Here is a 13623-nt window from a genome sequence, read left to right on the forward strand (position 1 = left end):
AACAGGGGGTGTGCTTGTCCTACGGCGTCGCGGTGATGTGGGTGTCGTTCGGCGTCGCGGTGATGTGGGTGTTGTCCGGCGTCGCGGTGATGTGGGTGTCGGCGAAGGCCGGTGCAGAGGCACCGCCAGCGGCCGCCGTCGCGATGGCGACGGTGACGAGGATTCTCCTGGTCCTGCTCATTCCAACTCCTCTGGGGAGGGGCGTCTGAACACCGAGTGACGTTAGCTACAGGGGGAAAATGTTCGAGTAGATCGAATGGTTCTTGCCACGGATTGGCGTGAAGCGCATGCGGGAATGCCTCGGCCGCGGTGGCTTCCCCTCGGTGCCACCGCGGCCGATCCCCGTGTTCAGATGTCTCCGGTCAGGCCTTCTCGCCCGTGGCGTGGTTGTCCTGCGGGGTGGCCGTGCCGCCCGTGGCGTGGTTGTCCTTCGGGGTCACCGTGCCGCCGGTCGCGTGGTTGTCCAGCGTGGTGACGTCCTCCAGGTCGGTGGCGTGGTTGTCGAGCGGCTTCACCACGGAGTCCTTCTTGGCATCGCTCATTGACTTGCAACTCCCGTTCACTGATGGGCGATGCCCGTCCGGCGGCTCCCCCGAGGGCCGCCGGACGGGCCTATCAGGGCCGTTCACCCTAGCGGTGTTGATCACCGCTGACCCGCTTGCCCCCCGACGCAACGGATCGACCACTTGAGAGTGCCTTGCCGCGATAAACGAACGATGAACGCCCCGCCGGGAGCTACGCGGCAGCCGCGGGTGTGAGGAGGAGCCGCACCTCGGAGGCCTCGACGGAGCCGAGTTGCTCGTAGATGCCGAGGGCTTCCTGCCAGCATGCCTGCGCTCGACCGGTCTGTCCCAGTCCGTTGAGTGCGCGGCCAAGGACGGTCAGGACGTTTCCGCGCCGCCACTCGCCTCCTATTCCGCGCAGGACCGAGAGCGCCTGCTCGGCCAGGGCCGCGGCCTGAGCGGGCTGTTGTCCGGCGAGGTGAGCCTCCGCGAGCCGGAAGAGCGTCATCCCTTCCCAGAGCCGCTGCCTGCTGTCGCGGAACACCTCCAGGGCTTCGGTCAGCCGCTGGACGGCGGCATCCAGTGCTCCCTGCCCGGTGAGTGCCAGTCCCAGCGCGTAGCGGCCGTTCGCTCCGCGCAGCGTGTGGCCCAGCCGGTCATAGATGACGATGCCCTGCTGGGCCAGTTCCACGGCGCTGCCGACCCGGCCCATGGCCAGGTGGATGCGGGAGAGGTTGCAGAGCGCGCTGGCCTCGCCCGCGAGGTTCCGGTCCAGGCGGAAGCTCTCGATGGCCTGCCGCAGATACGCCTCACCGTCCGCGTGACGGCTCTGGTAGAGCGCTATGATGCCCCGGTCGTTGGCTGCCCAGCAACTGGGTGCCAAGTCGCCCGCGATGTCCGCCAGTTCCATGGCCAGTCGGGCTTCCTCGTCCGCCTGGCTGAAGCGCCCTGCCACCAGATGGACGTTGGTGAGCGTCGTGAGCGCGCGGCTCCGGACCTGCGTGTCGTCCCCTCGGTCGGCCGCGTCCTGGAGGGTGAGGGCGGCCACTTCGTACTGTTTGGAGTTGGCGCCCGATTCAGCTAGGTCCTTGGCCGCCCAGAGCAGATCCACCGCACGGCGGAGCATGGGGCCTCTCGCGCATTGCTGGATGAACGCCAGCACGGCGTGTGCCTCCGAGTACAGCCAGTCCTGGGCCCGGTGCCGGTCCTGGAACGTGAGCCCCGGGTAGTGCGTGGCCTCTAGGTGATCCACCAGCCGGTCCCCCGGTCGTTCGATCGCGTAGACGCCGGCTGCTGTGGCCAGGTAGAAGTCCAGCAGCCGCGACATCGCCGCCTCGCGTTCGCCCGGCGGGTGTTCGTCGCGTTCCGCGCAGGCGCGGGCGTAGAGGCGGACCAGGTCGTGGAAGCGGTAGCGGCCGGGGGCCGCCGACTCCAGGAGCGACGTGTCGACCAGGGACTCCAGCACGTCCTCGGTGTCGTCCACCGACAGGTCCAGTACGGCCGCCGCCGCCTCCAGGGACATGTCCGGGCCGTCGGCCAGGCCCAGGAGACGGAACGCCCGGGCCTGGGCCGGCTCCAACTGGCCGTAGCCCAGCTCGAACGTCGCCTTCACCGCCAGGTCGCCCGCCTGGAGCTCGTCCAACCGCCGCCGCTCGTCCGCGAGTTTCGCCGCCAGGACCGAGACCGTCCAGGTCCTCCTCGCCGCCAGCCGGGACGCCGCGATACGGATGGCCAGGGGCAGGAAGCCGCAGGCGGCGACCACGTCGAGGGCCGCCTCGCGCTCGCCCGCCACCCGGTCCTCGCCCACGATCCTCGTGAACAGGGACAGCGCCTCGTCGGGGCTCATCACGTCCAGGTCCACCAGGTGCGCGCCCGCCAGGTCCACCATCCGCACCCGGGACGTGACCAGGGCCGCGCACCCCTCCGTCCCCGGCAGCAACGGCCTGACCTGGGCCGCGTCCCGCGCGTTGTCCAGCAGGACCAGGACCCGGCGGCCGTCCAGCACCGACCGGTACAGGGCCGCGCGTTCCTCCAGGGAGTCCGGGATCGCCGAGTCCGCCGTGCCGAGGGCGCGCAGGAAGGACCCCAGCACCGTCTCCGGTTCCGCCGCTCTCGGGCCGGCGCCCTGGAGGTCCACGTACAACTGGCCGTCCGGGAAGGCGGCCCGCGCCTGGTGCGCCACGTGGACGGCCAGCGTCGTCTTGCCCACGCCGCCGATCCCGGCCAGCGCCGACACGGCCATCACGCGCCCCTCGGCCGACGCCAGCACCTCGCTCAGCTCGGCCACGAAGGAACTGCGGCCCGTGAAGTCCGGCACGGTCGCCGGAAGTTGCGCGGGGCGCACCGCGACCACCGCCGGTTCGGCCACCGGGGACGACGGCTCGGCGAGGGCCGGGTCGGCCTGGAGGACGCGCTGTTGCAGTTCGCGCAGTCCGGGGCGGGGGTCCACGCCCAGCTCGTCCGCCAGCATGCGTCTGGTGTCGGCGTACACCGCCAGCGCCTCCGCCTGACGGCCGCTGCGGTACAGCGCCAGCATCAGCAGCTCGCGCAGTCGCTCCCGCAGCGGGTGTGCCGCCGTCAGCGCGGTCAGCTCCGAGACGGCCTCCGCGTGGCAGCCCTGTTCGAGGTCCATGTCCAGGCAGGACTCGAGGAGTTGCAGGCGCCATTCCTCCAGGCGCACCCGCTGCGCCTCCGCGTACGGACCGGGCACGCCGGCCAGCGGTTCCCCGTCCCACAGGGCGAGCGCCCGCCGCAGCAGCTCGCGCGCCCGGCACAGGTCCCCGGCCGACCGGGCCTTGTCGGCGCGGGCCGCGTGCTCCTGCGCGTCGGCCAGGTCCAGCGCGCCCTCGCCCGGCCCGCGCACGGCGTATCCACCGGACTCGCTGACCAGTACCCCGGGGTCCAGCGCCTTGCGCAACCGGGAGGCGTACGTCCGCACCGCCGCCAGCGCCTGCGACGGCGGCTCCTCGCCCCACAGCGCGTCGATCAGCTCGGCCGCGGTCGCGGTGCGGCCCTCGCGCAGCAGCAGCGCGGCCAGCAGGGCGCGTTGCTGCGGGGATCCGGTGGGGAGGGGCTGCTCACCGCGCCAGGCGCGCACCGGACCGAGCACGCTGAAGCGCAGTGTCCCCGATTGCGCGGGACCCCGCTGCTCAGGCACCCGCGGTACACCTTCCATTGCTGCCCCCTGGCCCCCTGCCGCACCGTCAACAATCAGAGTCAGTTTGCCTTGTTCACGGCAGATGCGTCAGCTCCCGAGACCGCGATCACAGCCTCGCACTTCCCGCGGCACAAGGCCCACACAACCTCTCCGCACGTTCTCTGCGCGCGCCGAAGGGCGCTCGCCACACCGACCTGACCGACCGCCTCAGCGTTGCTTCAGGTCCACCCGCACCGTCAGCAGATCCGTTCCCAGCGCCCGAACCGCCGTACTGTTCAGCCGGGGCAGGCCGCGCAGGCGGGTGACGGGGTCATCGTCGGGAAGGGGATGCGCGGTGCCCTCGTACCAACGGCCACGGATGCGTACCCGGACCTCGGGGTTGGTACGAATGTTGCGGACGTACTGGGAGCGCTCCCCGAACTCCGAGACCAGCCAGAAGGAGTCGCCGACGCGGCGGCCGCCCACCGGTGTACGGCGGGGGAGGCCGGAGGTGCGGCCCGTGGTCTCCAGAACCGTCTGGAGCGGCAGTCGTCGCAGGACCGGGTTGGCGACGCGCCGCTGGAACGTCGTGACGGCCCGGTGCTTGATGTCGGCGTAGCGGGACATACGGACAAGTCTGTCACGCACGCCCCAGGAAGATCGGGTTCGTGAGCGCCGCCATCACGCCGGGCAGCGGGCCCACCGCCGTCTCGTGACGCACCTCCGCGCGCACATAGGCCGCGTACGCCGGGGTCGTACGCCACTCGACGACCCCCGGGCCCGACACGGGGAACGGGTCGCTGGTGAGGAGTACTCCCTGGTCGGTCACGAGCCGGACCGAGCAGCGCGGCACACCGGAGGCCTCCAGGCGGACCGTCACCGGGGTGTCCGCGGCCACCCGCAGCCGCTCCCCGATGCCCGCCGGCTCGTCCCCGGCCCCCGTCGCGGTGAAGGCGAGCGACACGTTCCTGGACTCGGCGACGTACGAGCGGCCCGCACGGATGCCGTCCTGGATCGCCTCCCGCGTGAGGTCGTCGGCGAGGACGACCGTCTGGGGCAGGCCCACGGCGTCCGGCGGCCGGTGGGCGTCGCTGCCGCCCATCGCGGGCAGCCAGCGCCGGTCCTCCCGCGCCGCTGCCACGAGCGTGGCGTCCCACGCGGCCACCGCCGTCTCGTCGTCCGGCGTGAAGGGGCCGTTCCACACCTCCACCGCGTCCGCCTCGCCGAAGCCGAACTTCCAGGCGCAGCCGACGCAGGTGGCGTGCGGATGGGCGGGCACGACCAGGCCGCCCGCGCGGCGGATCTCGCGGGCGAAGCGGGCGAAGCGGCCCTCCCGCGCCCGGTAGCGCCAGTCGACGAAGGTGCCGGGGTCGGTGCCGAGGGCCAGGACGTGGCCGTTCCTCGTCGTCACCTCCTCACCCAGCATGATCAGCAGGTCGTCGCCCGCGTGGTCCGCCCAGTGCGGATGGGAGGCGTGGGTGTTGTGGTCCGAGCTGTTGATGAAGTCCAGCCCGGCCGCCCTGGCCCGCGCCGCGATCTCGTCGGGGGTGCGGCGGCCGTCCGAGTGCCAGGAGTGGATGTGGCAGTCCCCCCGGTACCAGGCCCGCCCCCGGCCCCTCGCCCACTGCGGCGGGTACACCGGCCGTACGGCCGTGCCCGGGACGCCGTGCGTCAGGGTGACGTCGAGCGCGTACGACAGGCCCTGCGGCGCGACCGTGTAGGGCCCGAGCGCGATGTGCCAGACACCCGCGTCGACCGGCCCCGCGAGGTAGCCCGGTGTCGCGTCGTCCGCGCGGATGAAGAACTCCGTGCGCGCCCCGCCCGACCAGCCGCGAAAGCCCCGGCCGCCCGGTTCGGTGCCGTGCGGGTCGAAGACGCCGATGTCCAGCGCGTTGCCGGGGGTGCCGGCGGGAACGGCCGGCCTGTCGTACGTGTACGAGACCCTGATCTCCCGCACCCCGGCCGGGACGTCGACGGGAACGTACACGTAGTCGGGGGCGCCCGGCGGCAGCGTGCCCCGGATCGTCCGGGTCTCCTGCCCGCCGTCCGCGGTCCCGGCGCCGCTCGCGAAGGTCACGCCTCCCAACGTAGGCGCCGCGGAGGCGGCCGTCACGACCGGAGTGCGCCGTCCGGGGCCGTGGCCGGACCACCCGCGCGGCCGGCCGGTCCTTCCTTGATCGGCCCTGGTGACCGCGACCGTATGCTCGAAGGATGACGACTTCCGCGACCTCCGGAACCGGCCCCACCGAGAACTCCCTGCGTCGCGCCCTCAAACGTGCCCGGGACGGGGTCGCGCTCGACGTCGCCGAGGCGGCGGTGCTGCTCCAGGCCCGGGGCGAGCACCTTCGGGATCTCGCCGCCTCCGCGGCCCGGGTGCGGGACGCCGGTCTCGAGGCCGCCGGCCGTCCCGGCGTCATCACCTACTCCAAGAGCGTCTTCATCCCGCTGACCCGGCTGTGCCGGGACAAGTGCCACTACTGCACGTTCGTCACCGTGCCCGGCAAGCTGCGCCGCGCCGGACACGGGATGTTCATGTCCCCCGACGAGGTCCTCGACATCGCCCGCCGAGGCGCCGAACTCGGCTGCAAGGAAGCCCTGATCACCCTCGGCGACAAGCCGGAGGACCGCTGGCCGGAAGCGCGCGAGTGGCTCGACGCGCACGGCTACGACGACACCATCGCCTACGTACGGGCCGTCTCCATCCGCATCCTGGAGGAGACCGGCCTGCTGCCGCACCTCAACCCGGGCGTCATGACCTGGACGGACTTCCAGCGCCTCAAGCCCGTCGCCCCGTCGATGGGCATGATGCTGGAGACGACCGCGCGGCGGCTGTGGTCCGAGCCGGGCGGCCCCCACCACGGCTCCCCGGACAAGGAACCGGCCGTGCGGCTGCGGGTCCTTGAGGACGCCGGCCGCTCCTCCGTCCCCTTCACCTCCGGGATCCTGATCGGCATCGGCGAGACGTACGAGGAGCGCGCGGAGTCCCTGTTCGCGCTGCGCAGGATCGCCCGCGCCCACCACGGCATCCAGGAACTGATCATCCAGAACTTCCGCGCCAAGCCGGACACGGCCATGCGCGGCATGCCCGACGCCGAACTCGACGAGCTGGTCGCCACGGTGGCCGTCGCCCGGCACATCATGGGCCCGTCCGCCTGCCTCCAGGCCCCGCCCAACCTGGTGGACGCGGAGTACGAACGGCTCATCGGCGCCGGTATCGACGACTGGGGCGGCGTCTCCCCGCTCACCATCGACCACGTCAACCCCGAGCGCCCCTGGCCCCGGATCGAGCAGCTCGCCGAGAAGTCGGCCGCGGCGGGCTTCGCGCTGCGCGAACGGCTCTGCGTCTACCCGGAGTTCGTCACCCGCGGCGAGCCCTGGCTCGACCCGCGGCTGCTGCCGCACGTCCGCGCCCTGGCCGACCCCGAGACGGGCCTGGCCCGCCCGGACGCGGTGGCCGAGGGCCGCCCCTGGCAGGAGCCGGACGAGGCCTTCACCGCCACCGGCCGCACCGACCTGCACCGCACCATCGACACCGACGGCCGCACCGCCGACCGCCGCGGCGACTTCGACGAGGTGTACGGCGACTGGGGCGCCCTGCGCGAGGCGGCCGCCCCCGGCATGGCCCCGGAGCGCGTCGACACGGACGTACGGCAGGCCCTGCGCACGGCCGCCGACGACCCGACGAAGCTCACCGACGACGAGGCCCTGGCGCTGCTGCACGCGGACGGCCCGGCCCTGGACGCGCTCTGCCGGATCGCGGACGACGTCCGCAAGTCGGTGGTGGGCGAGGACGTCACGTACATCGTGACGCGGAACATCAACTTCACCAACGTCTGCTACACCGGCTGCCGTTTCTGCGCGTTCGCCCAGCGCCGCACCGACGCGGACGCCTACACCCTGTCCCTGGACCAGGTCGCCGACCGGGCCCAGCAGGCCTGGGACGTCGGCGCGGTGGAGGTCTGCATGCAGGGCGGCATCCACCCCGACCTGCCGGGCACGGCCTACTTCGACATCGCGCGGGCGGTGAAGGACCGCGTCCCCGGCATGCACGTGCACGCCTTCTCCCCGATGGAGGTCGTCAACGGCGCCACCCGCACCGGCATGTCGATCCGCGAGTGGCTGACCGAGGCGGGGGCGGCGGGCCTGGACAGCATCCCCGGGACAGCGGCGGAGATCCTCGACGACGAGGTCCGCTGGGTCCTGACCAAGGGCAAACTGCCCACGGCCACCTGGATCGAGGTCGTGACGACCGCCCACGAACTGGGCATCCGCTCCTCGTCGACGATGATGTACGGCCACGTGGACCAACCCCGCCACTGGCTGGGCCACTTGCGCACCCTGGCCCGCATCCAGCAGCAGACCGGCGGCTTCACGGAGTTCGTGACGCTCCCCTTCATCCACACCAACGCCCCGGTGTACCTGGCGGGCATCGCGAGGCCCGGCCCCTCCGTACGGGACAACAGGGCGGTCACGGCGATGGCGCGCCTCCTGCTGCACCCCTGGATCCCCAACATCCAGACGAGCTGGGTGAAGCTGGGCGAGGCGGGCGCCGCCGAAATGCTCCGCTCCGGCGCGAACGACCTCGGCGGCACGCTGATGGAGGAGACGATCTCCCGCATGGCCGGCTCCTCCTACGGCTCGTACAAGTCCGTCAAGGACCTGATCGAGGTGGCGGCGGCGGCCGGACGCCCGGCGAAGCCGAGGACCACGCTCTACGGCGAGGTCCCGGAGGAACGGCGGCGGGCGGCGGCCACGTCGGACGGCCACCTGCCGGACCTGCTGCCGGTCCTGGACTGAACCGGGGAAGACGCAGCTCACAGTACGATGATCCGACCCCCGCTGGAGGGGTCGAGTAGCAGCCGAGGAGATGCGTGCCCATGGCGGCCCGAATACCTTCGTGGGCCTGGGTCAGCGGCCTGACCGTGGGAGCGGTCGCGGCAGTGGCCGTACTGGCGGTGAAGGCCGACCAGGGTCCCCACCCCACGGCCGCCACGGCCCACCAACGACCCGCACCCTCGGCAAGCGCAAGCGCCTCCGCCAAGCCCAAGCCTCCGGCCCCGCCGGCCGTCCCGGCCGACTCGGGCGTGGGCCGCCGGATCGTCTACGCCCTCGCCCAGAAGCGGGTGTGGCTGGTCGACGAGAGCGACAAACCCACCCTCACCTTCCCGGTGTGGCCGGGCACGGTGAGCCCCGACCCGGGCGCCTACGTGATCTCCAAGCGCGTGCCCACGACGACCGGCTCGGACGGCGTGCAGATCGAGCACATCATGTACTTCGCGGGCAAGTCCGGCATCTTCATCGCCTTCAGCAACGCCGTGGACGGCGCCTCACCCCCGCCGGCCGCCGCCGACGCCAAGACGGGCGGCATCCGCATGGGCAAGCCCGACGGAACGGCCCTGTGGACCTTCGCGACCAAGGGCACGAGGGTCGAGGTCGTCAAATAGCGACGCCCTCGACGAACGCGCTCCAGGACGCGCCCCCGAACGCGAGCCGCGCACCGTCCCGGTCCTTGGAGTCACGGACGTGGACGGTGGTGGGGGAGGGCACGGGGGTGGCTATGGCGACCTCGACACACTCCGGGCCGTCATTGCTGCTGTAGCTGCTTTTGAACCACTTCAGCGAGGTGGTGGCGGTCATGTCTCTTCTCCCAGCACTTTTTTGAGGAAGGCCAGCGACTCCCGAGGCGTGAGAGCCTGCGCCCGGATCATTCCATAGCGCATATCCAGGATCTGGACCTCTCGCGGGTCGCTGATCACACGGTTGTGCAAATGGGCCTCTGAGTGCCCCAGCGTCTTGCCGTCTCTGAGTTTCAGTACCTGGAGCGAACCGCCCATGCCTGCGTGGTCCTCGCATCCGGTGGGCATCACCTGGATCTCGACATGCCGCAACGCGCTGACTTCCAGTAGGTGTTCGAGCTGTTGCCGCAGCACCATCCTGCCCCCGATCGGCCGTCTCAGTGTCACCTCTTCCTGGACGAATGTGAGCAGCGCCCGGGGCGTTCGGTCGAAAACGGCCTTGCGCGCCATGCGTGCGGCGACATGACGATCGATCTCGTCCTCGGCGTAGGAGGGGCGCCGCATCGCATACAGCGCTCGGGCGTACTCCGGAGTCTGCAAGAGGCCGTGAATCTGGTGATTGGCATACGCCCCCAACTCGACGGCCTCCCCCTCCAACTTCGCCAGATCCCGCACCTTCTTGGGGTACCGGGCCCGCTCCACATCCGCCTTCATCACCGACAGCTTCCCGCCCGCGCCGAGCACCTCGTCGGCCTTGTCGAGGAAGTCGGGCTTGGGGATGCGGCGTCCGCGCTCGACGGACGAGACCATCTCGTCGCCGTACCCGATGGCGGCGCCGAGTTCGGCCTGCTTGAGCCCGGCGGCTTCCCGCCACATCTTGATCTGCCGGCCGACCGTCCTGAGTACGGCCTCGGCCTCTTCGTCCTCCATGCCTTCCCCTCCCGACGTACGAGCCGGACGACTCCGCCCCGCGTTCGTACAGTCGCGTTGCGTACCGAGGTGATGGCTGTTCAGCGTAGGGACAGATGGCGACTCTGGGTGACATGAGTAAGAAATTGTCCCTCCCGATCGCTGCTCCGTTGGCCCACTTCGCCGTGCAGCTCTCCGCGACGCGCAGAGGTGCGCGTCTGGCCCGCCTGCTGGCCGAGCGTCAACTGGACGACTGGGGAATGGACTTCGTGGACGCGGCACAGATCGTGGCGGAGCTGGCCGCGAACGCGGCGTTCCATGGGCGCGTCAGGGGGCGGGACTTCCGACTGGCGCTGAAGCTGCACGGGGACGGCGTTCTCCGTATCGAGGTGACCGACGCGCGCGGCGACCGGCTCCCGAGGGTTGCGGACCCGGTGCCCGCGGACGCGGAATCAGGACGGGGCCTGCTGCTCGTGGCCGCGCTCGCCGACCGCTGGGGCGTCGCCGAGGCCCCCGCCCACGGCAAGACGGTCTGGGCCGAACTCGCACCGCGTCGCGGAGACCGGTGACCCGGCCGCGCCCGACGCCAAGGACCAAAGAACCGGGGAAAGAACCCAACCCGCCCCCACCGCCCCCGTCGATCACCCGGCGGAGTGAATATGCCCCGCTCGGCTGGTGTGGCGAGGTGAACGTGGTGCAGCGTCTGTTCCACCAACCGCCCACATGCATCGGCCCTCGCCGGGACTGCCATCCCAGTGCGAGGGCCTGATCACCGAGGAAGAAGAGCGCTTCCCGATGACTAGCCAGCACCCTAACGCGCCCGTACGCGCCAGGTCCGGCCATTCCGGCGGCGTCATCCACATGAATGAACCTCACCCCGCGACCGCCCTCCGCCTGGCCCCTCTCCAGACCTGCGACGGCTGCGAGAGAGCGTTCAGATCCCCAGAACCAGGCCGCTGCAGAGACTGCCGCCCGTCCACAGCGGCCGCGTAGGGAGACCCGGAGATGAGCCGGATGCCAAGCACTGCCTCTGCGTCGCGCCACCGGCCACACCGGTACCGTACGAGGACCGACGCACCAGTACCCGGAGGTCACCGTGAGCGCTCAGACCGACGGCCCGTACGGACCGCTGATCCCCATGCCCGAGCTCACGCCGGACGCATTGCGGGCGGCGGTCGCGCGCATCGCTCCGAGCCGGATCCCCGTCCTCACGCAGCACCTGTTCGAAGCCACGACGAACGCGCAGCAGACACAGAGCCTTGCGCCGCTGAGAGCCTTCGTGCACTCCTGGGCGGTATTCGTGGCGATCGAGCGGCACCCGGAGCGCGCCGTCCGGCTGCGTGAGCTGGAACGGATTGTGGACGCGGGAGAGCAGGACCCGGCTCAGGCCATCGCCGAGATCCGAACCATTCGGGAGGCGGCCGAGGCGGAGGCCGGGTTGTGACGGACTGGGCGTGGGACTACAACCCCAGTGCCGCGTACGTCACGGATGGACTACCGCCGGGCGTGGTCGCCGAGGTGGAGCGGATCGCCACCGAGTTGGCTGCGCTCGGCCATGACTCGGTGAAGGTCGGCAGGCCCTTCGACCGGGAAGGCGGGCTGCGTGAATTCGACATTCTCGGCGGTCGTGGGTTCGTCAGCTTTCTGCCAGTGCCGCGCCACGAGTGCGTCTACGTGTGCAACGTGACCTGGTACGGCTGAAAAGGATCTCCCGGGATCGCGCCCATCACATTTTCCCTACCTTTTCGTCCCCCCAACTGACCATCCCTGTTCGATTACAGTGCTGAACTGTTGGGCGTACGGAAGGGTAACTGCCGGGGAGGTCTCAGCGTGGGTGCGACGTCCGGGGTCGTCTGGGGGCGTGGCGAGCAGCAGGACTTCCGGAGCCGGGTGCGGGGGACGTTGCTCGGGGTGGCCGTGGGGGACGCCCTCGGTGCGCCGGTGGAGTCCCTGGACCTCGGAGCGATCCGGGAGGCCCACGGACCCGAGGGGATCCGCGATCTCGAGCCCGCCCACGGCCGCCGCGGTGCCGTCACGCACTTCACACAGCTCACCCTCTTCTCCGTCGACGGGCTCATCCGCGCGCAGGTCCGCCGCGACACCGGGGCCTGGCATCCGCCCACCGATGTGCACCGCGCTTACCTGCGGTGGGCCGCCACCCAGCGGGACTGGGGGCCCGACGAGCGGCGCAAGGACGACGGCTGGCTGGCCCGAGAGGAGTGGCTGTACGCCCGGCGCAGCCCCAGCCGGCCGCTGCTGATCGGGTTCGGGGACGACACCATGGGCACCCTGGAGGCGCCCAAGAACCCCGCCGAGGCCGGTCCGGAGGCGGTCGCCCGGTCGGCGCCCTTCGGGCTTCTCGTCGGCTGGGAGCCGCATCTCGTCCTGCAGCTCGCCGTCGAGTGCGCGGCGCAGACCCACGGGCACCCCATCGCCTGCCTCGCCGCCGGCGCCTACGCCGTGATCGTGCACGCCCTCGCCCGTGGCGACGGTCTCGACGGCGCCGTGCAGAAGTCGCTGGCGCTGCTCGCCGCGTACCCCGGCCACCAGCCGGTGTCGGACGCCCTCCAGCGCGCGCTGGGCACGGTACGGCAGGGCATGCCGACCCCGGACCGGGTGGAGGAGCTGGCGGGGGAGGGGACGGCGGCGGGGCTGCTCGGCGTGTCCGTGTACTGCGCGCTGGTGAGCGAGGACGTACGCCACGGGCTGTGCCTGGCGGTGAACCACGGCGGGTCCTCCGGCGCGGCCGGTGCCCTCACCGGCGGGCTGCTCGGCGTCCTGCACGGCGAGACGGCGCTCCCGCCGGGCTGGCTGGCCGAGCTGGAGGGCCGTCCCACTCTGCTGGTCCTGGCGGACGACTTCGCGATGGAGATGACCCAGGGGCCCGCACTGCACGGGCCCACCGGGTCCTCCCCGGGGTGGCTGGCACGCTATCCGCGCGGGGCCCGGTAGCCGCCCGGACCGCGCGCCGCTACGGCCGCTTCCCCACCACGTCGTCGCCCGCGCCCGCCGGAGCCGGTACCGCGGCCGCCGCCAGGTCGCCGTCCCCGTCCGTGTTGACCTTCTCGGCTCACTGACCTTGGTTCATGTATGTGAATGAGGGGCGGACGGTGTCAGGTCCGGGGCGGAGTCGGGGTCCGGGCACAAGCGGAGCCCCCTCGGCAAGGACGGCGAACTCGTCGAGAGGGCTCATCAATTGGCGCTTGTTGCAGTTGTCGTGCGGTTGTGTCGTCTTCTCAAGCCTTGACTGACGCCACGAAGGTGTTCCACGTGTCGGCGCGGAAGTCGAGCACCGGGCCCGCGGGGACCTTGGAGTCCCGGACCGCCATGGCCGCGACCACCGGTGACTTGACTTCGACGCACGCGCCGTTGCCCGTGGAGTACGAGGACTTGGTCCACGTCTCCGTGACGCCCTGACGAATTGCCATTTCTGCTCCGGATTGCGAGTGGAGTGGTTTACGCCAACGTTGTGTCTTGATGGCGTGATCGACGCTACCCGCCGCACTCCAAGTCCGAAGTGACGATTCATCCTTACGGATGGCATATTCCAAGGGAGTCT

At 71.3% G+C, this 13623-nt stretch carries 14 protein-coding genes; 6 read left to right on the forward strand and 8 right to left on the reverse strand.

The window, feature by feature from the left end; all coding sequences use genetic code 11:
- Nucleotides 1–19: 19 nt before the first annotated feature.
- The 5 genes from ACWEK3_RS18030 to ACWEK3_RS18050 all read right to left on the reverse strand — a co-directional run bounded on the left by ACWEK3_RS18030 (nt 20) and on the right by ACWEK3_RS18050 (nt 5752).
- Nucleotides 20–181, reverse strand: coding sequence for a hypothetical protein (locus tag ACWEK3_RS18030; RefSeq protein WP_453250078.1), 162 nt, complete (start codon nt 179–181; stop codon nt 20–22).
- 181 nt (nt 182–362) lie between these two features.
- Nucleotides 363–542, reverse strand: a complete 180-nt coding sequence (locus ACWEK3_RS18035) for a hypothetical protein (protein WP_141360236.1) — start codon at nt 540–542, stop codon at nt 363–365.
- A gap of 193 nt (nt 543–735) precedes the next feature.
- Nucleotides 736–3678 (reverse strand): BTAD domain-containing putative transcriptional regulator, encoded by a 2943-nt coding sequence (locus tag ACWEK3_RS18040; RefSeq protein WP_453250079.1) that lies wholly within the window; start codon nt 3676–3678, stop codon nt 736–738.
- A 189-nt stretch (nt 3679–3867) separates the two neighbouring features.
- The gene (locus tag ACWEK3_RS18045; protein WP_450546658.1) at nt 3868–4266 is read right to left on the reverse strand and encodes a nitroreductase/quinone reductase family protein; all 399 of its coding nucleotides are present in this window, start codon (nt 4264–4266) and stop codon (nt 3868–3870) included.
- 13 nt (nt 4267–4279) lie between these two features.
- Nucleotides 4280–5752: a CehA/McbA family metallohydrolase gene (locus ACWEK3_RS18050; protein WP_453250080.1), complete on the reverse strand. Its 1473-nt coding sequence runs from the start codon at nt 5750–5752 to the stop codon at nt 4280–4282.
- A 98-nt stretch (nt 5753–5850) separates the two neighbouring features.
- Between ACWEK3_RS18050 and ACWEK3_RS18055 the strand changes: the two genes are divergently transcribed.
- A complete protein-coding gene (locus tag ACWEK3_RS18055; RefSeq protein WP_453250081.1) occupies nt 5851–8436 on the forward strand; it encodes a bifunctional FO biosynthesis protein CofGH in 2586 nt (861 codons plus the stop codon).
- 80 nt (nt 8437–8516) lie between these two features.
- Complete coding sequence (locus tag ACWEK3_RS18060; RefSeq protein ID WP_450546655.1) at nt 8517–9083, forward strand: hypothetical protein; 567 nt, start codon at nt 8517–8519, stop codon at nt 9081–9083.
- On the opposite strand, the gene ACWEK3_RS18065 is transcribed toward ACWEK3_RS18060, so the two are convergent.
- Nucleotides 9076–9276, reverse strand: a complete 201-nt coding sequence (locus ACWEK3_RS18065) for a DUF397 domain-containing protein (RefSeq protein WP_453250082.1) — start codon at nt 9274–9276, stop codon at nt 9076–9078. The genes ACWEK3_RS18060 and ACWEK3_RS18065 overlap by 8 nt on opposite strands.
- Nucleotides 9273–10085 carry a helix-turn-helix domain-containing protein gene (locus ACWEK3_RS18070; protein ID WP_453250083.1) on the reverse strand — a complete coding sequence of 271 codons (813 nt, stop codon included), beginning with the start codon at nt 10083–10085 and terminating at the stop codon, nt 9273–9275. Before ACWEK3_RS18070 ends, ACWEK3_RS18065 begins: the two co-directional genes overlap by 4 nt.
- 113 nt (nt 10086–10198) lie before the next feature.
- Here ACWEK3_RS18070 and ACWEK3_RS18075 point away from each other — a divergent pair, with 113 nt between their 5' ends.
- The 4 genes from ACWEK3_RS18075 (at nt 10199) to ACWEK3_RS18090 (ending at nt 13016) form a co-directional block, all read left to right on the forward strand.
- Nucleotides 10199–10633, forward strand: a complete 435-nt coding sequence (locus ACWEK3_RS18075; protein ID WP_453250084.1) for an ATP-binding protein — start codon at nt 10199–10201, stop codon at nt 10631–10633.
- A gap of 527 nt (nt 10634–11160) precedes the next feature.
- Nucleotides 11161–11508: a hypothetical protein gene (locus tag ACWEK3_RS18080; RefSeq protein WP_390723821.1), complete on the forward strand. Its 348-nt coding sequence runs from the start codon at nt 11161–11163 to the stop codon at nt 11506–11508.
- Entirely contained in the window at nt 11505–11765 is a 261-nt protein-coding gene (locus ACWEK3_RS18085; RefSeq protein WP_390877269.1) for a hypothetical protein, read from the forward strand. The genes ACWEK3_RS18080 and ACWEK3_RS18085 overlap by 4 nt, the downstream gene beginning before the upstream one ends.
- Nucleotides 11766–11894: 129 nt before the next feature.
- Nucleotides 11895–13016, forward strand: coding sequence for an ADP-ribosylglycohydrolase family protein (locus tag ACWEK3_RS18090; RefSeq protein WP_453250085.1), 1122 nt, complete (start codon nt 11895–11897; stop codon nt 13014–13016).
- A 284-nt stretch (nt 13017–13300) separates the two neighbouring features.
- Here the strand turns inward: ACWEK3_RS18090 and ACWEK3_RS18095 are convergent, their stop codons facing one another.
- On the reverse strand, nt 13301–13492 hold the full coding sequence (locus ACWEK3_RS18095) for a DUF397 domain-containing protein (protein WP_376542750.1): 192 nt from the start codon (nt 13490–13492) through the stop codon (nt 13301–13303).
- Nucleotides 13493–13623: the final 131 nt, after the last annotated feature.

The sequence above is a fragment of the Streptomyces sp. NPDC004721 genome (genome assembly GCF_053601495.1).

Excerpts from the sequence above, each read along its gene's own strand:
- ACWEK3_RS18055 (WP_453250081.1), top strand. The coding sequence starts at position 5,851 with ATGACGACTTCCGCGACCTCCGGAACCGGCCCCACCGAGAACTCCCTG.
- ACWEK3_RS18045 (WP_450546658.1), bottom strand. The coding sequence starts at position 4,266 with ATGTCCCGCTACGCCGACATCAAGCACCGGGCCGTCACGACGTTCCAG.
- ACWEK3_RS18075 (WP_453250084.1), top strand. The coding sequence starts at position 10,199 with ATGAGTAAGAAATTGTCCCTCCCGATCGCTGCTCCGTTGGCCCACTTC.
- ACWEK3_RS18040 (WP_453250079.1), bottom strand. The coding sequence starts at position 3,678 with ATGGAAGGTGTACCGCGGGTGCCTGAGCAGCGGGGTCCCGCGCAATCG.
- ACWEK3_RS18065 (WP_453250082.1), bottom strand. The coding sequence starts at position 9,276 with ATGACCGCCACCACCTCGCTGAAGTGGTTCAAAAGCAGCTACAGCAGC.
- ACWEK3_RS18070 (WP_453250083.1), bottom strand. The coding sequence starts at position 10,085 with ATGGAGGACGAAGAGGCCGAGGCCGTACTCAGGACGGTCGGCCGGCAG.
- ACWEK3_RS18035 (WP_141360236.1), bottom strand. The coding sequence starts at position 542 with ATGAGCGATGCCAAGAAGGACTCCGTGGTGAAGCCGCTCGACAACCAC.
- ACWEK3_RS18030 (WP_453250078.1), bottom strand. The coding sequence starts at position 181 with ATGAGCAGGACCAGGAGAATCCTCGTCACCGTCGCCATCGCGACGGCG.
- ACWEK3_RS18095 (WP_376542750.1), bottom strand. The coding sequence starts at position 13,492 with ATGGCAATTCGTCAGGGCGTCACGGAGACGTGGACCAAGTCCTCGTAC.
- ACWEK3_RS18060 (WP_450546655.1), top strand. The coding sequence starts at position 8,517 with ATGGCGGCCCGAATACCTTCGTGGGCCTGGGTCAGCGGCCTGACCGTG.